Raw genomic sequence first — 24749 nt, forward strand, 5'->3', positions numbered from 1 at the left:
TATGAATAGTCTATTTTCAATGCCATACAATGTTGTATGCGTAAGGAGAAATATCAAGCGATATCCAGTGGGTATCGCAGTGACTATGCTGATTTCAATCGTAGTCCCAAGAACCAGTCATGCAGAACAGGTGTTTAACCCTGCATTTTTAACAGATAACTTATCCAATTCACAAATTTCTGATTTGAGCAGATTTGAGAAATCGACCCATCAATTGCCGGGCGTGTACCGGGTTGATGTGTATGTCAACGATCAATATGCGTTTACCCGCGACATCAATTTTATTGAAAAATCAGGCATTCAAGATACAACGGGGTTATTTCCGTGTTTAGACAGCAAAACATTGCAGGGATTTGGGGTCAATATTGCCCAATACGAGCAATTGTCTAGCTCAAACCCACAATGTGTAGATTTTATTTCAATCATTGACGGTGCAAACAGCCACTTTCAATTTGATAAACAAAAATTATTGATCAGCTTGCCGCAAGCGTCTTTACGCAACCAAATTCGCGGCTATATTCCACCCGATCAATGGGATGAAGGGATCAACGGCTTTTATACCAACTATAATATTTCGGGTTATGACAACTCTAAAACAGATACCAACAGTTTATTTTTACGTCTGGATAATGGACTCAATATTGGCTCATGGCAGTTCCGACATTCGGGCAGTTTTAACGCCAATTCGCACAATGGTAAAACCACAAATCAATGGAATAATTTAAACACCTATATACAAAAAACCATTATTCCTTTAAAAAGCCAGCTGGTAATTGGTGACGGTTCAACAAGTAGCGAAATTTTTGATAGCTTTGGTTTCCGTGGCGCACATTTGTCGACTTCTGAAGCAATGTATCCAGACAGTCAGCAAGGCTATGCCCCTACAGTTCGTGGGGTTGCAAAAACCAATGCAAAAGTGGTGATTAAACAAAATGGTTTTGTAATCCATCAGGTAAATGTCGCACCCGGACCATTCCTTATCCAAGATTTAAATCCAACCTCAATCAGTGGTGACCTTTTGGTTACGATTGAAGAAAATGACGGTTCGATTCAAAGCTTTCAAGTGCCCTATTCAAGCCTTCCAGTGCTACAACGTGAAGGACGTACAAAATATAGTGTGGTGGTGGGTGAGTACCGTAGCGGATTGGATTCTCAAGATAATCCGTCATTGCTACAGGCAACAGCAATTCACGGTTTAAAAAATGGTATATCCGTTTATGCGGGTACGCAATTATCAGAAAAATATAAGAGTGCATTGGTGGGTCTAGGTGCCAACCTCGGCGATTATGGCGCTCTGTCTTTTGACCTTACTCATGCGGACAGTGAGTTGGCGGATCGATCCACGAGCAGTGGGCAGTCTCTGCGCTTTTTATATTCAAAATCATTATTAAGCTCTGGAACAACTTTCCAGTTATTGGGTTATCGTTATTCCACCAAAGGTTTCTATACCTTAAATGATGTTGCTTATAATCGTATGAGTGGCTATCACGTTTCCGAAACTCAAGATGGAAATCAAGCCAATACCCCGATCATTACGGATTACTACAATTTATATAATTCTAAAAAAGGTCGCTTTGAAGTCAATATCTCGCATTCACTTGGCAACTATGGTTCTTTATTTGTCTCCGGAAATCAGCAAACCTATTGGGACACCAACAAAAAAAATGAATGGGTTCAAGCGGGTTATGCAAACTCATGGAAAGCACTGAATTATTCATTCTCAGTCAGCCGTAACAAATATTCTGAGATTAATCAAAGTGACACCATGTACGCCATGAATATCTCCTTCCCATTGGACAAGCTATGGCCGAAAGCGAATTTCCGCAATCATCCAATCCAAAATGCATATAGCACTTTTTCGACCACACAAAATTCAAATGGTAATGAGTCCTATATGGCAGGTTTAAGTGGCACTTTACTGAAAGATCGTAATTTAAGTTATAGCATCAATCAGGGACAAGTCAGTAAGCAAGGCGATATTGGTTCAGTCAGCCTGAATTACAATGGTAGTTACGGTACGGTAGGTGCAGGTTATAGCTACGAAAAGAACTCAAATCAGTTTACCTATAACGCATCTGGCGGTATTTTAGCGCACCGTGATGGGATTACCTTTGGTCAGCCTTTAGGCAGCACCTCAATTTTGGTCAAAGCACCCGGTGCTAAAGGTGTAAATATCGAAAATTATACTGGCGTTAAAACCGATTGGCGTGGTTATGCCATCGTTCCTTATGCCACTGAATATCGTGCCAATCGTGTTGCGCTCAATTCAAATACTTTCAGTAATAATCTCGAAATCAGCAATAACGTTGAAAATGTCGTCCCAATCAAAGGGGCAATTGCCAGAGCAACGTTTAATACCAGTCTAGGTGTACGAGCACTCATCACCTTATCCCATAACGGCAAGTTTATACCGTATGCAAGTAGTGTGATCGAAAAGGAAAGTTCAGCCACCAGTATCGTTGCAGATGATGGTCGAGTTTATTTAACTGGACTTCCGCTCAAAGGCACACTGGAAGTCAATTGGGGTGAATCGGCTGAAGGAAAATGTTTGGCAAACTACGATATTTCAGACATGGACCTCAGCAAACCCGTTATTCAATTTGATCTTGAATGTCAATAAGGAGAGATCATATGAAATTTAAACTTTTAATTTCCAGTATGTTGTTACTTGCGTCTGCCCCATCTTTTGCAGTTGTCTGTTGGAACAGTAAAGGGAACGGTGTGGTGGATGAAGTTTTTTATGATCTGTCCAATAGTTTTAGCAGCTCGAATAACGCTGTAGGTAAAATTGTAGAGCTTAAAAAAAATTTTTCCTCGCAAGTTTATGGAACCTGCCCTGTTCATAATTCCAATATTAGTCGAAATAGAACCATGCGTAGTTATGTTTCCGACCTCTCTGTGGTAGAAACCATCGATCGCTATAAATACTTACCGATCAACGACTATCTGGTCGGTGCCATGAAAATTACCGATAGCTTTGCGGGAGATTTTTATCCTCCTGCAAATTATGTACAGATGGGTACAGATCCCAATGTAAGTAGAGGGCAACCCTTTGGTATTTGGGATTCAAACTTTACCTTCCGCCTCAAAGTGATTAAACCCTTTATTGATTTTGTGCCTATCCCGAAAAAAACCATGTTTACCGTATATGTCACAACGGGTTCAGCAGATCCATTAAGTATCCCTGTTTATAAAATCAGTTACAGCGGTTCTATTACGGTTCCACAAAGCTGCAAAATTGGCACAGGTGACTTTTTAGAAATTAAGTTTGGGGAAATTCCAGCCTATGCCTTTAGTCAGGCGGGTCCTGGCAATAAACCCAACAATGTCAATAAACAAAGTCATACCTTAGCGATTCAATGTACCAATATTGATGCCCAAGCAATGCTGACACTTCGGCTTGAGGCTGAAAAAGCCACTGGAGATATGATGATCTCAGATAATCCAGATATTGGCTTTAAGATGTCAGATCAAAACGACAATGTCTTGTTGCCCAATAATATCAATAGTGTGATTCCGTTTAATCTCAATCAACAACCAGCAAATGTGACCATCAAAGCTTGGCCCGTCAGTATCACTGGGAATAAACCAGTCATTGGTCCGTTTAAATCTAGAGGATATCTCAGAGTGGATTTTGATTAGGAGACGATAATGCAAAATAGAGCAAGATATATGGCCGCTGCCACACTGCTATGTTGTTTAAATATTCATCAGATCACTCATGCTCAAAATAGTAATGTAGAACTAGGTCGAGTGAATATTGAACTTTCAGGGATTGTGACGACAGCAACCTGTGGCGTGTTAAGTTCTGAACAAGATAAATATATTCAGCTTGGCAGCGTTGCAAGCAAAGACTTACCGAATGTAGGTAGTCAATCAAAACCAACCCCGATTCATTTTGAGATGAGTAACTGTCCACCGAATGGATCTGTGACCATTACTTTTGAGGGGCCTCGAAATACTGAAAATGCTGAACTTTTAGCGCTCGATGCCTTAGCCAATAAAGCTGAAAATATTGCCATAGAAATCCGAGATCAAGATAAAAAAAGATTGCCTTTAGGCAAGAAAAGCGAAGCCTTTAGCACAGACATCAATGGCAATGTTTCGGCACTCTTTTATGCAAATTATATCGTGACCAAAGCACAAGCCCTCGCAGGGATTGCAAATGCAAATGCTCAGTTTTCTATTCAATATGATTGAGCACATAACGCGATTTATTATTGACGGTTAATACGATTGAGTATTCAAACTTTTTAAAGCACAGGGTATAGGAACTCATCCTTCTCATTTGAATGGCATAAAAAATAGCGGAGAACTTTATCTATTTTCATCATTCAAATCCCAGCCTCGCTTTAAAGAAAAATGAAGACCTCACACATAACGACAAATCTTTGATTACTTTAAATAAAAAATAAATACACAGAAACATCGAATGAATATTGGGAGAATTCATGAAAACTTTTTTTAAAATAAAAAGTGTGAATAAAGGAATGGCACTTTTATTAGACGATTTCTGTAAAAAAAAAGGCTTAGATGTTTCAAGCGATGCTGAATATCCACTCAATGATCACCTACCGTTTGGCGAATGGCTCAAGAGAATAAAACAAATCAATAAACAATATCCCCAAGTGGGTATTGGATTAGATATCGGTGCTTTGGTTCAGCCCAAACATATCGGCATTGTGGCTTATATGGCTCAGTCGAGTGATACATTATTTGACTATATCGAAATATTGGCTCAATACGAAAAGCTTTGGTTTAATTATATTCCCAAAAAAGTGCTTATTGAGGAAAACCACTTTTCAATCTCATGGGATAAACCTGCATATTTACAAGTAGGTTTATATCTAGAAGAAACCACCATCGTTGAAGAAATACAAGTGTCTAGCCTGTTTCACCACTTACAACAACTGACCGATTCAGATGCAAGTATTTTTCATTGTCTAGAACTTGCCATTCCCAAACCCATTGACACAAAAAAATACCAACAACTGTTTAATTGCCCGATTAAATTTAATACAAAGCAAACTCGTATCGTCATACCGAATTCTTTATTGCAAACCAAATTAAAATATTATGACCCTATTCTTTTAGAAATATTATTGAATCATGCCAACATATTACTCAGTAAAATGCCTCAGGAGGATTCTTTCTTGGAATTGGTTAATCTGAGTATGCTACAAGCACTTGAAAATAATAATGTCCAAATTCACTCTATTGCAAAATCATTAAATATCTCTGCGAGAGCACTGCAAAAATATTTAAAAAATAGAGACCTTTCCTTTAAAGAAATTCTCAGTAATATTCGTCAAAATTTAGCCAAGAAATATCTGCAAAATCAAAACTTATCCATCACAAAAGTTGCCTTTTTACTTGCCTATAAAGACCAAACCTCATTTAATCGTGCGTTTAAAGCATGGAATGGGGTTTCTCCTTCTATGTGGAGAAAGCAAAATATCAATAAAACATTAGATGTAAATGAAAAACATCATGTCAATGAAAGCTTTGAAACAGAGCTCAATAGACATGATGTTCAACTCAGCTAAAATAAGCTAAATCTCGCTAAAATGACCTAGAACATCCAACCTAAGTGATTGATTTCTTTTTATAGACTGGCGTGATAAAAGCAAAAGCCTAAACATAAAAAACAAACTTTGTCGTGCTGGCTTTGCCCTTAACCGACAAAGTTTGCTGGTTGTTCTGCGCTGTTTAATGCTGATTTAATCCAAATGAACGGCCATACGCTTCGCGGTTTTATTCTTACGTGTCACCATCAGACCACAAATCACCACGATGGAGGTTACTCCTAAGGACAAAGTCGTTTCATAACTATATTGAGGCGATAAAAACATATAGCCCAATACACTCATAATCACCACAATGACAAACCATGTCAGCCAAGGAAATAACCACATTTTAAAGGTCACTTGAGCGCCTATTTTTTCCAGTTTAGCTCTTGAGCGTAGTTGTGACACAGCAATAACTAAATAAACCACTAAGGCAATTGAACCGGTTGTTGAAAGTAAAAATCCAAAAACTTGCCCGGGAAACATATAATTCACGGCGCAACAAATCAGTCCAACCAAGGTTGAAGCAAACACTGCGATCGTTGGTACACCTGCATCATTAATTTTAGTCACAACTTTCGGGGCTTCTTGACGTGCACCCAATGCAAACAGCATCCGTGAAGAAGTATATACAGCCGCATTCATACAACTTGCCACCGCGATAAACACCACCATGTCCATAATCAGTTTGGTTTGCGGCACATTGAGGCTGACCAAGACATACTGAAAGGTCCCCAATTTTTGTAAATCAGGCGAACGCCAATCGACTAAAGCCACTGCTAGAAAAATCGAAACGACAAAGAATAAAATGATGCGATACAGCACTAGATTGGTGGCACGTTTAATTTTCTCTTGTGGATTTTTAGACTCTGCCGCAGCAATCGACAGAATTTCAACACCAAAAAATGAAAATGCTGAAATTAAAATCGCCGAGAGAACACCACCCATGCCATGCGGCATAAAACCGCCATTTGAAAATAAATGCCCCACACCACTGACATCACGAGCCAAAGGCCAAAGACCGAATACAGCCGATGCACCAATCACAATAAACAGCAGTATCGCAACCACTTTAATTAAAGCAAACCAAAACTCAAACTCACCAAAACTTTTGGTACTAAAGAAATTGGCTAAACTGAGTAAAATAATAAAAGCAAAAGCATAAATAGCACTGGAAACTTGAGGAAACCATGCATGTAAAATTTCCGCACCAGCAATTGCTTCAATAGGGATTACCAAAACCCAAAACCACCAATATAACCAACCCACGGTAAAGCCAGCCCAAGGGCCAATTGCTTTACGCGCATAAGTGGAAAATGAACCTGTATCTGGTTGAGCAACGGCCATCTCACCGAGCATACGCATCACCAAAAAAACAATAATACTGGTAATAATATAAGCCAGTACAGCAGCAGGACCTGCTTTGGCAATTGCAGCTGAAGAGCCGACAAATAAACCTGCACCAATAACGCCACCGATACTAATCATCGTGATATGCCGGTTGGAAAGTCCTTCACCTAATTTTGTTGTTTTAACACCATTCATATTTTATTCCTTAAAAATACTTTTAAAATCGTGATTTACATTATTAAATCCTTATTCAAAAGAGAGAAAATCGATGATCTTCCCTCTATACACAAAAAATTAATTTAAAGTCGGCATTGAAAACTGCTTAGCTTCACGAACGTGTGTAGCTGGCCAGCGCTGGGTAATGGTTTTACGGCGCGTATAGAAACGTACTCCATCTGGCCCATAAGCAGACAAGTCACCAAATAACGAACGCTTCCAGCCACCAAAACTATGATAAGCAACAGGTACGGGCAATGGCACATTTACCCCGACCATTCCCACTTGGATATGATGGGTAAAATAGCGCGCAGCTTCCCCATCACGGGTATAAATACAGGTACCATTTCCATACTCATGATCATTGATTAACTGCATCGCCTGTTGCATGGTTTCTACGCGAATCACCTGTAAAACAGGGCCAAAAATTTCTTGCTGATAACTAGTCATGTCTGATGAAACTTGATCAATCAGCGTCGGGCCAACAAAAAATCCAGTTTCATAACCAACAGGTTTGGCATCACGACCATCAACAACGATTTTAGCACCTTGCTGTTCAGCACTTTGGATAAAAGCTTGAACTTTATCTTTATGTGCTTGCGAAATGAGCGGTCCAAAGTCATTTTGTTGATCTGCATAATGACCAAACTTGAGTTGTTGCATTTCTTGGCTAAGTTTTTCAATCACCAGATCAGCAATTTCATCGCCAATTGCCACTGCTACAGACAATGCCATACAGCGTTCACCAGATGAGCCAAAAGCTGCACCCAATAATGAGTTCACCACATTATCGATATCTGCATCAGGCATGATAATGGCATGATTTTTTGCGCCACCTAAGGCCTGACAACGTTTGCCTGCCGAGGTTGCTGTACGATAAATATATTCAGCAATCGGGGTTGAACCAACAAAACTGATCGCTTGAATATTTGGATGATCTAATAAGGCATCCACTGCTTGTTTATCACCATTGATGACGTTAAACACACCATCGGGTAAACCTGCCTGTTTAAGTAATTCCGCCAAATATAATGCTGCGGATGGGGTTTTTTCAGAGGGTTTTAAAATAAAGCAGTTTCCGCAAACAATCGCCATCGGGAACATCCACAATGGCACCATTGCTGGAAAATTAAATGGTGTAATCCCAGCAACCACACCTAAAGGTTGAAATTCACTCCATGAATCAATATCTGGGCCAACATTTTTTGAGTATTCACCTTTTAAAAACTCAGGTGCACCACATGCATATTCAACATTTTCAATTCCGCGTTGTAACTCACCTTGCGCATCATGGCAGATTTTTCCATGTTCCTGTCCAATCAACTCACAGAGTTTTTCAGCATTGTCTTCTAACAGTTGTTTAAACTTAAACATCACTCGTGCACGTTTAATCACAGGGGTATCGCGCCATGCTGGAAAAGCCTGTTGTGCAATGTGAACCACCTGATTGACTAAGTCGCTATCTGCAAGCGCAACTTCTTTGCTGATCTTGCCTGTGGCTGGATGAAATACAGCTTGTGTTCTTGAGGTCTTGCTTACAAGTCCCCCTTGAATAAAATGCCCAACCAGCGTGATCGGTTGTACTGTTTCAACTGTTTCGGTATTAGACAGCTCGCCACCACTAAAATTTTCTAAATTGTTCATTACTTTTCCTTGTCTATTGTCCAGCTGTTCCGTATTGATTTGCTTAGAGGCACACCCTATTTATTTCACCTGATAAAGTGCCTCACCTACTGCATTCATCAAGCTGCTTAATTGCGCTTCTGTGCTGTTAAACATTGGGCCAAACTGAAGGGTATCCCCACCAAAACGCACATAGAAACCTGCTTTCCACAGTTTCATTCCAATTTCAAAACCACGAATCGTGGCATCACCATCACGTGGAGCCAATTGCAAGGCACCAATCAATCCACAGTTACGGATGTCGACAATATGGGGGGAACCTTTTAATTCATGGACAAGCTTTTCAAAGCTTGGTGCCAAGCCAGCAGATTGGGAAATTAAATTTTCATTTTCGAGTACATTTAAGGTGGCGAGAGCAGCGGCACAGGCAACAGGATGGGCCGAATAGGTATAGCCATGGGTAAATTCAATGGCATGTTCAGGCAAGTCTTGCTGCATAAATGCATTGTAAATTTCATGGCTTGCCACCACCCCACCTAATGGAATTGCGCCATTGGTAATCTGTTTAGCAAAGGTCAAAAGGTCTGGTGTAACTCCAAAATGTTCAGCCGCAGTCCATTTGCCGATACGCCCAAAGCCAGTGATCACCTCATCGAAAATCAGTAAAATATCGTGTTGGTCACAAATTTCTCGTAGGCGTTGTAAATAACCAACTGGTGGCACGATACAGCCTGCTGAACCTGAAACAGGTTCTATTATTACTGCTGCAATATTAGAAGCATCATGTAATTCAATCAGCTTGAGCATTTCATCTGCCAGCTCAACCCCACCCGTTTCAGCACAGCCTTTGCTAAAACTTAAATGCGCCTGTAAGGTATGAGGCAAATGATCCACATCCATCAATTGACCAAACATTTTACGATTTCCACCAATGCCGCCGAGACTGGTCCCTGCCACGTTTACACCGTGATAGCCACGCGCTCGTCCAATCAATTTGGTTTTGCTTGGTTTGCCTTGAATGCGCCAATAGGCACGTGCCATCTTGATCGCAGTATCCGCAGACTCTGAACCAGAGTCGGTAAAAAATACATGTTGCAGTTTTTCCGGCATCAGCTGAACAATTTTTTCAGCCAATTGAAAAGATAAAGGATGTCCAAATTGGAATGCAGGTGAATAATCCAATTTTGCCAATTGCTTACTTACAGCCTGTTGGATTTCAGGCCGTGTATGCCCTGCACCACACGTCCATAGCCCTGACAATGAGTCATAAATCTCACGTCCAGTACTGTCAATTAAATACGATCCTTTTGCACCCACGATCATGCGCGGATCTTTATGGAAATTACGATTTGCAGAAAATGGCATCCAATGGGCTTGATAATTTAAATTCATCTGCTCATTTGACTGACTGGCTTCCAATGCGTCATCGCGGTCATTTGATGTATCGATATCAAACATAAGTACTCTTCTTGTTTTGTGGTTATCTCTTGAGTGTACAAAGCGAGATAGTTTTGATAAATTCAAAATATCTTGAGTTTAGATATAAAAAAGCAAAACTAAATGAAACCTAAAAAATTAAATCAAGTTACTGATTTTGATATAAAATTACTTAAAATATTTAAAACAGTCTGTGACTGTCACAGCTTTACTGCTGCTGAAAGTATCCTAGGGATTAGCCGTTCTGCGATTAGTTTGCATATGAGTGATCTGGAAAATCGCTTAGGGATTCGCCTCTGTCAACGTGGCCGAGCAGGCTTTTCCATCACCGATGAAGGTCGGGAAGTTTTAGAATATATTGAAGTACTGACGGCTTCGATTGAGGACTTTCGTGCCAAAATCAATCAAATGCATAATCAGCTCAAAGGTGAATTTAATATTGGAATTATTAATAACTTAGTCACGATGCCCAGTGCTTATATTACCAATACATTGGCACAGCTTGCGGAAGAAAATACTGAGGTGGTTATTAATATTAGTATGAGCACACTGTCAGATATTGAGTGTCGTGTTTTGGACAATCGCTTACACGCTGGTGCGATTCCTTTGGTGAGTCCATTGTCAGGCCTCGATTATTTTCATTTATATAATGAAGAGTCTTCACTCTATTGTGGGCAAAATCACCCGCTGTTTCAGCATTTAGGAGAAATAAGTTTAGATGACTTAAAACGATGCAATACGGTTCTTCCAAATTACGCCATTACCCCCGATGCAATGAAGTTGCATCAACGATTGAACTGTTCCGCCACAGCCAGTGACCGAGAAGGTATCGCCTTTCTGATTCTTTCAGGAAAATTTATGGGTTTTTTACCCAATCATTATGCGAAAAAATGGGTCCAAGATGATTTAATGCAACCGATTTTACAAGAGAGAATGCATTACAGTACGCCGATCTGTCTAATTACCCACAAAGGAAAAAATTACAATATTATCTTAAAAACCTTTATGGATATATTAAATAAAACCGTCCAACCGATAAAATAATATACAAAGATTTAAAACAGTTTAAAATTCGATTGTTTTTAATACACATTAAAATATAATCCAACTAAAATAATCAGATTATATTTTAACTTATCACACAGCATAATTTTTAATTTATGTTATTTATATCACAAATTAATAGGCTTAATAATAATCTACCACCAGTATTTTATGCTGCTCACTTTCTAAATCTTGAATTTTTAAATGCGCCACACTATTGGCCTTCTTATCAACTAAGTTATTGAAATTAAAACTATCTATTGTGGTGGTTTTTCTCAACACATCAATCGTATTATCAATCGCTTTGCAATTAGAATTATTAGAATCCTTTTCACATGTAAATTCTACAATCTGCCCTTGAAAATGAATCTCCTCTGCATAAGTGGCTAAACTTAAACTCGATATCGTTGTAAATGTTATTAATAAAAAGGATAGTTTTTTATTTAACTCCATCTCATTCCCCTCTAAAGAAATGGTGTAGTTAATTAATTACATAACCTTATTATTAATACAAGATTTTCCAATCAATAAATAAAAAAATAATTTTAAAAAATATGATTCACGTCAATTAATCATATTCAATTGTGACGGTTGCCATAGCTCGGACTTTTCCGGGCATCACTTTGGTTGCAGTCTGATAGTAACGCGCAGTCATTGGCACATTGTATTGAATATTATCATTTGACTTTAACGTGCCTAATTCTAGCTTGTCATTTTTAGCAATCACTTTATTCGAATTTTTATATTGTGAAAGCAATTGTACGCCAACACCTGATGCACTGCTTCCTGCGGTATTTGTATTCGCAAGTACATTTTGAGTGCTACTACTCACCGCATCATAATCAAAGCTTAGGCTGATTTTATTGCTTTCTTCATAACCACTCGGGTTTTTACCACCATTACACAAAATGTTGAGATCAAAGGCTTGCTCACCTTGCGTTGAACCGACACCTTTAAAATCAACCTTATTTACCGTTGGCAGTGTCACAGTTTTATTAATATTTCCCAATATTTCACATGAAGAAGACGCAATAGTAATCGCATTCCCATATACCGTACTGGTTAACCAAGGTGGGCTTTGGCGTTCACCAGAACGATAACTACTATATGTGCCTGGAACCAGTGCGCCAGATCCTGTTGATGTCGCCGTTTTAACAATTTCAACAATAAAAAACCCTTCTGCCAAAACACGTCTGCCACTCGCACTTCGTGTATAAGGATAATAATCGGCAAAACCAGGAGCTGTTGGCGCTTCACGGTATAAGCGAATACCAATTCCATCAATATTGGTGTTATAAACCGAATTACCGATAGGGCTAAGTGAATAGTTTTGAGTTAAAACAGCACCAAGTGTGCCATAACTACCACAACTATACGTCGAACCATTGGGTCTAATTGGAAAAGAGGCTTTGCGTAAAACCTTTCCGACAGGGTCACTTGGTCTCACCACAACACGTCCTACTGCCATGCTCACATCAACAGTAGAGAAACCACGATCTGGTATACATGCAGCATATGTCCCTGAACTCACAGTCCCAGCAATGAGCAAGAGAATACGATTTAAAACTTTACCGTTCATTGACATACACCTTCCGCCATAATCATATTTTGCTTTTTGTCTGCTGCTTGCGCAGAAACATCATATTGGATGTGGCATTGCTCGTTAGCATTTTCGCCCCATTTCACTGTAACCGAGTCTGCAGTAGTATTGGTTCTTAAGTAAACCATACTTCCTTGCGCAACCATTCCAATATTTTCACCTTTTGTATCAAATACTTCTGCTGCAAAAGGTAAAGTTTCACCATTTTGTTTTTTGCTGCGAATATAAATTGCTTTACCAGTTTTCGTCGCAAAACTCACTTGTGAAATTGAACCTGCATAGGGTGCGATACGCTGACTTGTACCATCTAACTCTACATCTGTCGACATTCCTTGAGGATCAAGGCTAATGTCATTTAAACGATATGGAGTTACATATGGAATCACCGCATAACCAGATTTATTGATACTTAAACCTGTCGCATTATTCACTTTTGCACCAGCAGCTTCAGGTGCATATACCAACACCATGGTTTGCCCCTGATCTGGTCCAAACAAGACACCTTCAGGATGAGCAACAATATTACCACGTGCAGTCAACATGGCTTGTTGATAACCATCTGCAGCACTGAATGAACCGCCAACAGTAGCGTAGTTGGTGCGATACTGAGCATTTAAATTGGCACTCGGATTATCACCATAGCGCGTCGATACAGATGTACCATAGTTAAAACGATCGCCAACCACACCACTCACACCGACAGTCGCATTATCTTGCGTCATAATCGAGTTAAGGTTCGCTGAGCTTTTCTTAAATGAAAGTGGTAAGGACATGGTCAACATATACTCAGTATCACTATTGCTGATACTTGTGGCATTATTTTCAACAATACGCTTAATTGCCGACAAACCATAAGTCAAACCACGGTAGTTGTTGCTATAACCCACTTGATACTGACGGGTTGTTTCCTGACGATTCCAGTAATCTACCCACGAACCTGTTGCATAAATATTGCCAAAATCACGTGGTAAACCCTGATTCAGTGTGATCTGAAATTCACTGCGCTGTTTACCTACATGAGCTGAACTAATGCCTTTATTGTCAAGGTCTTGTACCAATATTGCATCACGTAACTTATAAAAGTTTTCTGTAGAATAACGATATGCAGCTAAGGTTAAATTGGTATCTGTTGGGGTAATTAATTTACTATAACTGATACGGAAACTTTGCCCACTTTCACTTTTGCGACGTTCAAAATCTGCTTGTGAATGCGTTACATCAAGTGCAATTGCGCCAATAGGTGTTGCAAAAGCACTGCCCAATGTCACTGCTGAATAGTCTTCTGAGAACTGTACACCACCATAAGCCGTGATCGAGTTGTTGATACCGCGTTGATATTTCCCTTGTACAATAAAAGGATCTAGATCGATATCTTTATCACGGAATTGACCCATTGACACAGAATAACGACTCATTCCTGGACGGAGCATTTGTACAACAGATGCATAAGGAATTGAATAGCGTTGAATCTCACCATTGGCTTCTAAAATAGAAACTTCGAGTTCACCACCAAATCCTGTCGGATAGAGGTCATTGATTTCAAAACTACCCGGTGCAACCGTTGTTTGATAAATCAACTGACCTTGCTGACGTACTTCAACCTTGGCATTGGTTTTTGCATTACCGCGAATACGAGGTGCATAACCAATCATACTGTTGGGTAACATACGGTCATCACTGGAAAAATCGAAACCACGATAACCAAATGAATCAAAGATTTCACCATCAGTAAAGCTTTCACCTAAAGTCAATACACCACGGTATTGCGGGAATGCGCGTTGCACATAGGTGTTAATCGCGTCATAACTTGATTTAGATTGATTATCTGTGGTGGTGCGGTCTTGCCATTGCCATTGCCCATTATGGCGCAATTGCCAGCCAGCTAAATTTGCACCAGCGGTTATCGAAGTAAATGCGTTGGTGGTTTCTTGGCCACCTTGGGTTTTATTAAATGTTTTATATGCACTGGCATTATAAGAAAGAAATGCAGCATTGATCCCGCGATCCCAAACACTAGGGTCGACATAGCCTTGCGCATTTTTTTGCATCGCAACTTGTGGAATCGAAATATCGACACGTAAGCGTGAAGTATCAAATTCATAAAACGAATCTTCAACCCACTGTTCAATTTTCTGACAACCTGTCAAAGCAAAGCTTTCGCCTTTTTTTAACACGTCTGCTTTAACGCCATATTCTAATAATTGGTTTGAGCTAAAGCAGGTAAACGCATTTTGATTATTTTCAGTTGCTTTAAACACCATACGATGTTTACCAAACCAGTTACCATTGACATAAATATCCACATTATAGTCACCTGGTAACACAGGATTGCCATATTTAAAGCGATTTACATCTATCTTTTTGGCATCGCCAATTAAAAAAGCCGAATCAAATTCTGCTTCTGCAGCAGTCGGAGACTTTTCAGCCTCTTTTAAGTCAGTTTCAGATGCATTAACTAAAGCAGGAATGCTGAGCGTAATAACCCCACAAGCCACATAGTAACTGATATGTCGCTTGATCCACTTGTAGCTTTGTTCATTTTTTTGCATAAAGAAGTCTGCCTATCAACAAATGAATAGGTTTTTTTACTCGCTTACTCTCAGATAAATGAAATGATTAAATCATCATTGCGAAGGTGCTTTAAATTTCTTGCATTGAAGAAATTTAAAGACTTGTTCAATCTATTAAAATTTAATATTTCGCTCTACACGACCACCATAATCATTGATTGTGGTAAAGGTCATCTTAGCGACATTGGAATTTTTTAAACTCACCGTTCCATCAGAAAATGGTTTCAACATTAAACCTTGTGAAATCAAATCAACGCGTTTGCCTGATTGATCTTGCATAATAGAAGTCAAGGTAATATGAAATGGTGTTGGGTTTTTTACGGTTAACTGAGTACCGTTATTGCTCCACTGTAATTTTTCAGGTGCCAAAGCGACATCTTCTTTAAGTCCAGCTGGGCGATAAAAAAACTTAATACGCGATCGAATCGCAAGTTGTAAAAAGTTATCTGGTACAACATTCTGATCTTTCGCAGAAGGTTTTGGTGGGATATCGAGAATATTTAACCAAAAGAGCGTTTCTTGAGTTTTACTTAACTCATTTGCATTTGGCAAACTGGTAATACGTAAAGACTGCCCTTTTTTAGCTTCCACACGCGATATAGGCGGTGTAATCATAAAAGGCGCTTTCGATTGATCTGGCGTAGATTTCGCATCTCCCTCATCAATCCATGCTTGAACCAATGCAGGATTATTTCCGTTATTACTTACCTGTAAAGTAATTTCACGTGCATCAGATGGATAGATAACACGAGTACCATGAATGATGATTTCAGCATTCGCTGCACCAAACGGAATTAAAAATGCGAGTAAACCTTTTTTAAGAAAGGAATGATTCAAGAACATAACGATTATCTCTATATCTAAAATAAAGTAAAAGAGCTAGGTTGCTAGACAACCTAGCTCCGTACCATTCAATAAAAAATTATTGATAGATAATAGTATATTGAACAGACGTTGTTACTTTACCAGCAGCAGATGCATCAGTTGCATAATATTCAGCATAGTAATTAAGATCAGCTGCACCTTTGTCCGCAACATCTACCCATTGAGAGTTAGTTTGCGCGCCAGAAGCACCCGCAGCAAGTACAGGAATGAATTGGTTATTTGAACCTAACAATTGAACTTGAACGTTTTTCGCGCCAGTTGCATCTGTGTTATTTAAACGACCAGTACCAAAATCAACTGTTGAACCTGGTTCAAAATAAGTTGCAACTTTGCCTTCAGAGCAGTTAGCCAAGTTGATTGTGAATGGCGTACGGCCCGCGATATCACCAGTTTTAGCAAGAGTTTGCTTAGATACTGTAGGAAGCGTTACTGTGAAATCTTTACCTTGTGGAGTTACGATATCACAAGTTTTGTCAGTTACTAGACCATTGATTGTGATTGTGCCGTCTGCTGCAAAAGCACTAGACATTGCTAAAATTGAAACTGATGCTGCTAAAAAAGTATTTTTCATACCAAGTATCCTATACAGACAAAAAAATGATTCGTTTAGATCGATGGGTATTATGCACACTGAGATAAAAATGTAAACAAAGTCACACTTTGTGTATAAAATAGATACAAGTGTATATAAATTTGTATTTTTTGAGAAAAATATTTTTATTATAAATTTCAATATATTAAATATTTATTACATTCATATTTCAGTTTTATTTAAAATATTTTTTTTTGTAAATTTTTTACATAAAAACAAAATTCACGTTATTTCAGCATAAATTTTAAATTAGTCACATGAGTATAAATCATCGTTTTATGTCATTTGATTAAGAAAATTTGCTTTGAAATTCAGGCAAAAAACAGCGATATCACAACTCCCCCTCGCCCCCTTATAAAGCTAAAAGACCAATGAGCAGCAATGCTTTAACGACTATTTTACTGATTGATATTTCGCTTAAATTTAGAATTTCCACTGACCAATGTTTGACAAATCGCCCAGTTAACATGCCCAATGATGATGTTTATATATGAGCTTAAGGAATGAATATTTTTATTTTTCTATATAATATTCTACTTTTTTAATGTTAAAAATCATATAAATATTTTTTCCAATTAAAATGTGAAATAGTTAACATATTAATATGTGTTGTGTTGGCTTCTTTTAAGCTGCCTGTATGGCAGTGGACTAGCACGACTGTGGTGGTAGAAACCGTCTACATTTCTAAGCTGCCTACTCGACAGTGAATCCAGTAGAAAACAATATTGTAGGTCTTGACTGTTTCTAAGCTGCCTATGCGGCAGTGAACGTAGTTTTCTTGTTTCATTACTTACTATTTGATTTCTAAGCTGCCTACTCGGCAGTTAACATTCATTTACCAATGCATAATCTAAACCTACATTTCTAAGCTGCCTGCTCGGCAGTGAACAATCCCCATCAAAAATCAATTCAGCTTCGGCTTTTCTAAGCTGCCTATGTGGCAGTGAACTTGCGTTATTGCAAAGTATTCCCACCAGTGTTTTTCTAAGCTGCCTATGTGGCAGTGAACTTGGACGCATGACCCAGCCGTTATCTCGTCTATTTCTAAGCTGCCTATGCGGCAGTGAACCTTACACTACAGATCAATTAGACGATGAATCATTTCTAAGCTGCCTACTCGGCAGTGAACAGAAGTTCCAACATCCTGCCCAGCTTTTCGCTCTTTCTAAGCTGCCTACTCGGCAGTGAACGTGTAGCTTCTTGGTATGGACGACAATTTCATTTTCTAAGCTGCCTATGTGGCAGTGAACAGTGATCTTTCTAAAAATGTTTTGCCTCTTGCTGAGTATTAGTTTTAATACTCATTCTCTTTTCTTTAAATATTCAGAAACCCACTCAATTGAGTGGGTCTTTTGGTTAGCTATGATGAAGCTTGCAATATTTTTTCGGCACCAGCTGCTAAAAATGCAGAACGGGATTTATACTGCTTATCTTTACCCACTTTATCATCTATGAGATAAATTAAGCGACTTGGTAAAGTGACATTAATTTTTTCAGCCTTACCTAAATAACGGTTCACATCAACATCTACAACTGCCCAGATAAAGCCTTTAAACTCTTCATCGTTAAGAAATTTACTCACTTCTGATGCCAAAGGAATATTTTTGCCATCTTCTGCAAGAATCTCCAAATGATCTGCAATTGCTTCTTTCGCATTGCTTAATGCTTCTTCAAAAGTATCTCCCCCAGAGAAACATCCCTGAATATCAGGAACAATCACGCCATAGGCTTCATCATTCGAGCCTTTTTCTACTGCAATTGGATATAACATACTCACCTCTTTTGGAGAAAATGAAGTTTGGATGCAGTGGGTCACTCAAGACCTGCTTGCTTTAAAATGCTTTTAACAGTTCCAGTTGGTAAATCTTTTTTAGGGTGAGGTACTGTGACCAGACCTTCTTTGGTGGGGTGTTTAAAATGGTGGTGACTACCTTTAACCCTAACCTCATACCAACCGTCTGCTTCAATCATCTTAATCAATTCCAGACTTTTCATTTCAACTCCATCTGCCTTGATGAGTAAAATATAACCCCAGAGTTATATTAATTCAACAACCCCAAAGTTATTTTAAAAAATATTTCTAACCAACCTGCAATCCCAAACCTTTCCACAATCAACTAAACAAGATTTTTTGTTGCTGCCAATCTTTATTTTCTAAGCTGCCTATATGGCAGTAAACAAACCTATAAAGGAATACTTTATATTTCTAAGCTACTAATTTAGTAGAAAGTACTATTATCCTTTAGGGGGAAATGGATCTTTTCCATGACTATCCTTCTGTGAAATTTTTCCATCTTTATTATGAATAACTAACTCAGTTTGTTGATTCTCACTAATAGTCCTAGCACGATCAATCGCATCTTGTTTTGTATCAAAATGACCAGATGATCTTTCTCCTCCACTTTGTTTAATATCCCAACCACCTTTTGGATTTGACACAACATGCATCGATTTATTAGACATTTTTTAACCTCTCCTTAGATAAATAGAACAAATATTGTTCAATTTATCTAAATATAAAATAAGCAAAAATAAAGTTCAACCTATAATGTATTTCTTTAATATCAAAATCATCTTTTCAACTGACCAAACATCCTACCCATACCTATGCTACAGTGAACCAATATATTTCGGTTTATAGAATTCTTGCACATTCCTAAGCTGCCTATTCGGCAGTGAACTCTTCCAACCCTGAATCGGGATTGACTCGATATTTCTAAGCTGCCTACTTGGCAGTTAACAGAAACCAAGACCACTTTTACCGCTGAACACATTTTCTAAACTGCTTACTCAGCAGTGAACTCATCAATTGCTTCAAGAATCGTTTGTGCATTCTTTCTAAGCTGCCTATGTAGCAGTAAACGCCCTGCTGTACCATTCAATGGTGTGAATTTATTTCTAAGCTGCCTACTTGGCAGTGAACATGCTTGGGATAACGAAGATTTATTTTTTTGTTTTCTAAGCTGCCTACTCGGCAGTGAACTCATTATGGGCTTTGATCCAGCTTCGCCAGAATTTCTAAGCTGCCTATGCGGCAGTGAACTCCAAGATTTAAAGAATCACACACTTTCAGAATTTCTAAGCTGCCTATGTGGCAGTGAACAGCCTTATTGCCACACCAATGAATTGATGTGATTTCTAAGCTGCCTACTCGGCAGTGAATCGGCGAATACTGCACCTTAATTTTTAAGTACCTTTCTAAGCTGCCTACTCGGTAGTGAACTTTTGGACTGAATACGATTTTGTGTTTGAAAATTTTCTAAGCTGCCTACTCGGCAGTGAACTTTATCCCAATACAAGTCGTGCTTCCCGTTAATTTCTAAGCTGCCTACTCGGCAGTAAACTCAACTCATAAACCCAACGAGATACTGTTTCATTTCTAAGCTGCCTACTCGGCAGTGAACCTGTCTTGCTTCGACCAATACCAATACAAACATTTCTAAGCTGCCTACTCGGCAGTGAACGAAAAAATTTATCAACTCTTATGTCAGTTAACTTTCTAAGCTGCCTACTCGGCAGTGAACCAATGCGTAATTGTTTAACATCTTCTGGTGTTTTTCTAAGCTGCCTACTCGGCAGTGAACATTTAATATCACCGAAACCGCCAGCATTGGATTTTCTAAGCTGCCTACTCGGCAATGAACGTGCCATACCAACATTCCTGCATGAGCTGGGTTTTCTAAGCTGCCTACTCGGCAGTGAACAGATTTATCAGTGTTGTACTTCACATTGAATTTTTCTAAGCTGCCTACTCGGCAGTGAACAGAAATTCATTGATCAACCTAACAAGTCTAATTTTCTAAGCTGCCTACTCGGCAGTTAACATTCATTTACCAATGCATAATCTAAACCTACATTTCTATGCTGCCTATGTGGCAGTGAACTTCCGAACTCAAAAAGACGTTTAATTTATAGTTTTCTAAGCTGCCTATGTGGCAGTGAACCCTTTTACAGTAGCTGCCATTTATGATGATGCTTTCTAAGCTGCCTATGTGGCAGTGAACTGGTGGGAATATTTTAGTTTTCTTTTCACATTTTTCTAAGCTGCCTATGCGGCAGTGAACTGTTGCAGTTTTTGGCGAGGTGTTATGTGGGGTTTCTAAGCTGCCTACTCGGCAGTGAACGTGGTTCTATTCACGTAGACTCTCCATATTCTTTTCTAAGCTGCCTACTCAGCAGTGAACCATAAACGTTATGACCTTGCAATAATTTCAAATTTCTAAGCTGCCTATGTGGCAGTGAACCCTTTCGTGTCGAGTCTGTGGCTTTGGGTGTTTTTCTAAGCTGCCTATGTAGCAGTGAACATCAACTGATTAGTCCAATTTTAGTACTAGACTTTCTAAGCTGCCTATGTGGCAGTGAACGACTGCTAAAGGGTATAAAAGGCTTTCATGCTTTTCTAAGCTGCCTATGCGGCAGTGAACTTTTACTTGCTGATAAGTCACGTTCAAATTCTTTTCTAAGCTGCCTACTCGGCAGTGAACCGATTGTCAGTAATATTCAGCCGAATTAACCTTTTCTAAGCTGCCTACTCGGCAGTGAACCTTTCAAGATTTTAAAAATTTGATCAGACATTTTTCTAAGCTGCCTACTCGGCAGTGAACAATCTGAAGATAAGAACATAAAACTTTCAGATTTTCTAAGCTGCCTACTCGGCAGTGAACACATAGTCACTGATCCAACGGGACTGGTATCTTTTTCTAAGCTGCCTACTCGGCAGTGAACCTGGATCTAAAACCCAAGGGATTCACATTCAATTTCTAAGCTGCCTACTCGGCAGTGAACATTTTAAGAGGGCGAGTAGCTTCATCAACGATTTTCTAAGCTGCCTACTCGGCAGTGAACTGTGATAACTGCCATCCTAAACGCTCGATATTTTTCTAAGCTGCCTACTCGGCAGTGAACATCTATGCACTAACAGAAGAACAACGTCAACATTTCTAAGCTGCCTACTCGGCAGTGAACGTGAAAATTATATCGCTGTGAAATTGCCTTATTTTCTAAGCTGCCTACTCGGCAGTGAACACGATAGAAGAAAATGCTAAGGCAATTGCACATTTCTAAGCTGCCTACTCGGCAGTGAACAACCCATCGTCTATACCAATATTCACTGACTATTTCTAAGCTGCCTACTCGGCAGTGAACTGTTTTACGGTCTACACCGCAATCTTCCGCTATTTCTAAGCTGCCTACTCGGCAGTGAACCTAGGTTTAACCACATTAATCTGTGTGCTTTGTTTCTAAGCTGCCTACTCGGCAGTGAACGATGGCATTGAAACAACTTTTATGATCTATATTTTCTAAGCTGCCTACTCGGCAGTGAACATGCCCTTTCGGGTTCTATTATAAGTTCTATATTTCTAAGCTGCCTACTCGGCAGTGAACGAAAAAGATGGTTATGCTTTTATGATTTTAGATTTCTAAGCTGCCTACTCGGCAGTGAACTTCCGAAGATCCAACCGCCCCCGGCTTTAGTGTTTCTAAGCTGCCTACTCGGCAGTGAACTGTTGGTAATAAAGAGGGTAAAGACCATGATATTTCTAAGCTGCCTACTCGGCAGTGAACACATTCATTATGCTTGTGTGCATGGTCTAAAATTTCTAAGCTGCCTACTCGGCAGTGAACTGGTATCTGTTAAACGTGTACGAACCAATACATTTCTAAGCTGCCTACTCGGCAGTGAACGTGCTGTAGGCAGAAACGGATTTGTATTTACTTTTCTAAGCTGCCTACTCGGCAGTGAACTCCACAAGCTGCCTATATGCTTGCAACAGTATTTTCTAAGCTGCCTACTCGGCAGTGAACTCTCAAACAAGTGGAACATTGGTGAATTGGACTTTCTAAGCTGCCTACTCGGCAGTGAACCTGTTGCACTTGGTCAAAGTGGCGCCTCATTTTTTCTAAGCTGCCTACTCGGCAGTGAACATAACCTTTCTCGCCACCATGCGCCCACAACTGTTTCTAAGCTGCCTACTCGGCAGTGAACCACTTTTCATTCTCACCATGGTTCCAACCCAATTTCTAAGCTGCCTACTCGGCAGTGAACTCTAGCATCTGAATTTCCATTGCTTGAATCTCTTTCTAAGCTGCCTACTCGGCAGTGAACAATAATTTTAAAGCAAAAAATAAAGTTATAACAGTGAGTTAAGACTAAAAACCTATAAAAGACCAAAGTTTTAACCCACAATCATAACTTATTGATTTTATTAAACTGTTAAAGAGTGAAAAAATATTAGGTTAAAACTCAGGTACTGTAGACACAGAACTTAACCCATATGTACTAAAAACCTGAGTTTCAGATTTTTCAGTGATTTGCTTTTCTATAAATAGCTTAAAACGCTTTTTATCTTGTTCATCCGATGTGCTTAAACTTAGCATCTGTACATAAGGTAAATCAGTTGTTGTCACTACTTGAAGATAACGGCTCAATGCTTCTTCAAAGCCAATATCTCCTTTTTTCACTCGATGGCGAGCCAAACGCTCAGCGTTGGTTTTAACTTGTTTACGTTTATAAACTGCGTAACCCGTTACTTTTTCAGGAACGGGCCGCACACCTGTGATATGCACATAATCAGGAAACCGATCTAACCATTTTCTTATATTCAACGTTTCCAGTGCTGCTTCTGATTGGGCAAATATGCGTATTTTTTTACCAATACCAATACGAGATTTCTTGCCTTCTATCTTCTCGTAAACATATTGAGGAAAAGATACACCAAAACGGATCTTTTGCTGCTCATCCGTCTGTTCAGCAAAAGCGATATGCAGCTGGGTATAGATTTTTGACCAAAGAAAATATGGCGAAATCTCAGCCTGATCAATCAGTGTGATTTCTTGATAACATTTCATTATTAGTCCTTAGCACTTTGACCAAATACACCACCACGAACTAAAACAGCCATAACATAATGTTCTTGCTCTGTATTCTCTAAAGATTCACCTAAAGCATATTTATCGAATAAGGTAAAAAAGTCTTTTTTGTCTTTTGGTGTACGGTAGGCTTTTCCAAGATTGGTTACGGCTCCATATGGTTCAATTGCAATTGCCGTTTTTTTCTCATCAAATTCAGGGTACCACGTATCAATAGTACGTAATGCATTCCCTATTTTTTGAGAATGCATTGCTGCAACATCATTAACCTGATAAAGAATTTTACTTTTGTCTCCCTTACCTTTATCTAGTACTAACTCTTCACTTGGATAAACTTCCTGAGCTTTACCCACCAGTGCATAAGCATCAACTTTAATCAATAAATAAGCTGTTTCACCTTTTAATGCCTTTGCAATCTGATCTGCTAAAACTTGTACTTTTTCATCCGCTTGATCAAAATTATTTAATGGATATGCTAATGCATTAAATGTAATCGCAGGTTGATCATTAATCGTTACAACAACTTCAACTTTTTCAGCGCCTACACGGTTACGCCATAAAAAACGCGCATTTGCTATATTTAATGCATAACGTTTAGCGAGCTCATTAAAGCCATATTGCTCAATATAATTTTTAGCAGCAGCTTGATATGAATTTAAAAAACTTTCGTTATTACAAGCAGATGGATTTTCAACACCACCTAAAACTTTAAGAGTGAATGAAACTTTTAGAGTATCTTGATTTTCACCTAAAGCACATGCATCTACTTTTTGTAAATTTGCCTTTTCAACTTCTGCATTTAATTTTAATGGATCACTTGCTACAGCGGGTTTTAAGCGATTTGAAATTGTCCCTCGCACTGATTTTTCGATTAGTTTTAATGCTGTTTGTTCAGTGCGTTTCTCCCAACTCGTACCATAGAGATAACCATCAGATGGGACAAGTTTCTTTTCAAATGCGAGCACACTTGCAACCGCTTTTTCATTTTTAGCCAT

18 protein-coding genes and 1 CRISPR repeat array are annotated in these 24749 nt (G+C 39.0%); of the genes, 5 read left to right on the forward strand and 13 right to left on the reverse strand.

Annotated features, from left to right (window positions below; genetic code table 11):
* Position 1 precedes the first annotated feature (1 nt).
* The 4 genes from fimD (at position 2) to L3V46_RS15420 (ending at position 5546) form a co-directional block, all read left to right on the forward strand.
* On the forward strand, positions 2-2620 hold the full coding sequence (gene fimD, locus L3V46_RS15405; protein ID WP_034614004.1) for an outer membrane usher protein FimD: 2619 nt from the start codon (positions 2-4) through the stop codon (positions 2618-2620).
* Positions 2621-2631: 11 nt separating this feature from the next.
* A complete protein-coding gene (locus L3V46_RS15410; protein ID WP_004819837.1) occupies positions 2632-3642 on the forward strand; it encodes a fimbrial adhesin FimH in 1011 nt (336 codons plus the stop codon).
* Between the two features lie 9 nt (positions 3643-3651).
* Positions 3652-4200, forward strand: coding sequence for a fimbrial protein (locus L3V46_RS15415; RefSeq protein WP_239046181.1), 549 nt, complete (start codon positions 3652-3654; stop codon positions 4198-4200).
* Between the two features lie 251 nt (positions 4201-4451).
* Positions 4452-5546, forward strand: a complete 1095-nt coding sequence (locus L3V46_RS15420; RefSeq protein WP_239046182.1) for an AraC family transcriptional regulator — start codon at positions 4452-4454, stop codon at positions 5544-5546.
* 174 nt (positions 5547-5720) lie between these two features.
* On the opposite strand, the gene L3V46_RS15425 is transcribed toward L3V46_RS15420, so the two are convergent.
* From L3V46_RS15425 to L3V46_RS15435, 3 genes are all read right to left on the reverse strand, one after another.
* A complete protein-coding gene (locus L3V46_RS15425) occupies positions 5721-7112 on the reverse strand; it encodes an amino acid permease (RefSeq protein ID WP_004819829.1) in 1392 nt (463 codons plus the stop codon).
* Positions 7113-7211: 99 nt separating this feature from the next.
* Entirely contained in the window at positions 7212-8777 is a 1566-nt protein-coding gene (locus L3V46_RS15430) for a CoA-acylating methylmalonate-semialdehyde dehydrogenase (protein WP_239046183.1), read from the reverse strand.
* Between the two features lie 60 nt (positions 8778-8837).
* Entirely contained in the window at positions 8838-10214 is a 1377-nt protein-coding gene (locus L3V46_RS15435; protein ID WP_034614010.1) for an aspartate aminotransferase family protein, read from the reverse strand.
* A gap of 102 nt (positions 10215-10316) precedes the next feature.
* Between L3V46_RS15435 and L3V46_RS15440 the strand changes: the two genes are divergently transcribed.
* Complete coding sequence (locus L3V46_RS15440) at positions 10317-11237, forward strand: LysR family transcriptional regulator (protein WP_239046184.1); 921 nt, start codon at positions 10317-10319, stop codon at positions 11235-11237.
* Between the two features lie 144 nt (positions 11238-11381).
* Here L3V46_RS15440 and L3V46_RS15445 read toward each other — a convergent pair whose 3' ends face one another.
* From L3V46_RS15445 to csy3, 10 genes are all read right to left on the reverse strand, one after another.
* Positions 11382-11690 (reverse strand): hypothetical protein, encoded by a 309-nt coding sequence (locus tag L3V46_RS15445; protein ID WP_034614014.1) that lies wholly within the window; start codon positions 11688-11690, stop codon positions 11382-11384.
* A 115-nt stretch (positions 11691-11805) separates the two neighbouring features.
* Complete coding sequence (locus L3V46_RS15450) at positions 11806-12816, reverse strand: fimbrial protein (protein ID WP_035370891.1); 1011 nt, start codon at positions 12814-12816, stop codon at positions 11806-11808.
* The gene (locus tag L3V46_RS15455; protein WP_034614016.1) at positions 12813-15386 is read right to left on the reverse strand and encodes a fimbria/pilus outer membrane usher protein; all 2574 of its coding nucleotides are present in this window, start codon (positions 15384-15386) and stop codon (positions 12813-12815) included. The genes L3V46_RS15450 and L3V46_RS15455 overlap by 4 nt, the downstream gene beginning before the upstream one ends.
* 135 nt (positions 15387-15521) lie before the next feature.
* Entirely contained in the window at positions 15522-16250 is a 729-nt protein-coding gene (locus L3V46_RS15460) for a fimbria/pilus periplasmic chaperone (protein WP_004722241.1), read from the reverse strand.
* Positions 16251-16329: 79 nt separating this feature from the next.
* Positions 16330-16863 carry a fimbrial protein gene (locus tag L3V46_RS15465; protein WP_004819818.1) on the reverse strand — a complete coding sequence of 178 codons (534 nt, stop codon included), beginning with the start codon at positions 16861-16863 and terminating at the stop codon, positions 16330-16332.
* A 1381-nt stretch (positions 16864-18244) separates the two neighbouring features.
* Positions 18245-18655 carry a type II toxin-antitoxin system HicB family antitoxin gene (locus L3V46_RS15470; RefSeq protein ID WP_239046185.1) on the reverse strand — a complete coding sequence of 137 codons (411 nt, stop codon included), beginning with the start codon at positions 18653-18655 and terminating at the stop codon, positions 18245-18247.
* A gap of 41 nt (positions 18656-18696) precedes the next feature.
* Positions 18697-18879 (reverse strand): type II toxin-antitoxin system HicA family toxin, encoded by a 183-nt coding sequence (locus L3V46_RS15475; protein WP_034614022.1) that lies wholly within the window; start codon positions 18877-18879, stop codon positions 18697-18699.
* A gap of 240 nt (positions 18880-19119) precedes the next feature.
* A complete protein-coding gene (locus L3V46_RS15480) occupies positions 19120-19347 on the reverse strand; it encodes a DUF2188 domain-containing protein (RefSeq protein WP_239046186.1) in 228 nt (75 codons plus the stop codon).
* A gap of 130 nt (positions 19348-19477) precedes the next feature.
* Positions 19478-22990: a CRISPR direct-repeat array (repeat unit 28 nt; unit sequence TTTCTAAGCTGCCTACTCGGCAGTGAAC).
* A 131-nt stretch (positions 22991-23121) separates the two neighbouring features.
* Positions 23122-23733 carry a type I-F CRISPR-associated endoribonuclease Cas6/Csy4 gene (gene cas6f / locus L3V46_RS15485; RefSeq protein ID WP_239046187.1) on the reverse strand — a complete coding sequence of 204 codons (612 nt, stop codon included), beginning with the start codon at positions 23731-23733 and terminating at the stop codon, positions 23122-23124.
* A 2-nt stretch (positions 23734-23735) separates the two neighbouring features.
* Positions 23736-24749: a type I-F CRISPR-associated protein Csy3 gene (gene csy3 / locus L3V46_RS15490; protein ID WP_239046188.1), complete on the reverse strand. Its 1014-nt coding sequence runs from the start codon at positions 24747-24749 to the stop codon at positions 23736-23738.

This window comes from Acinetobacter sp. AG3, from assembly GCF_022343575.1.
Classification (GTDB): Bacteria; Pseudomonadota; Gammaproteobacteria; order Pseudomonadales; family Moraxellaceae; genus Acinetobacter; species Acinetobacter guillouiae.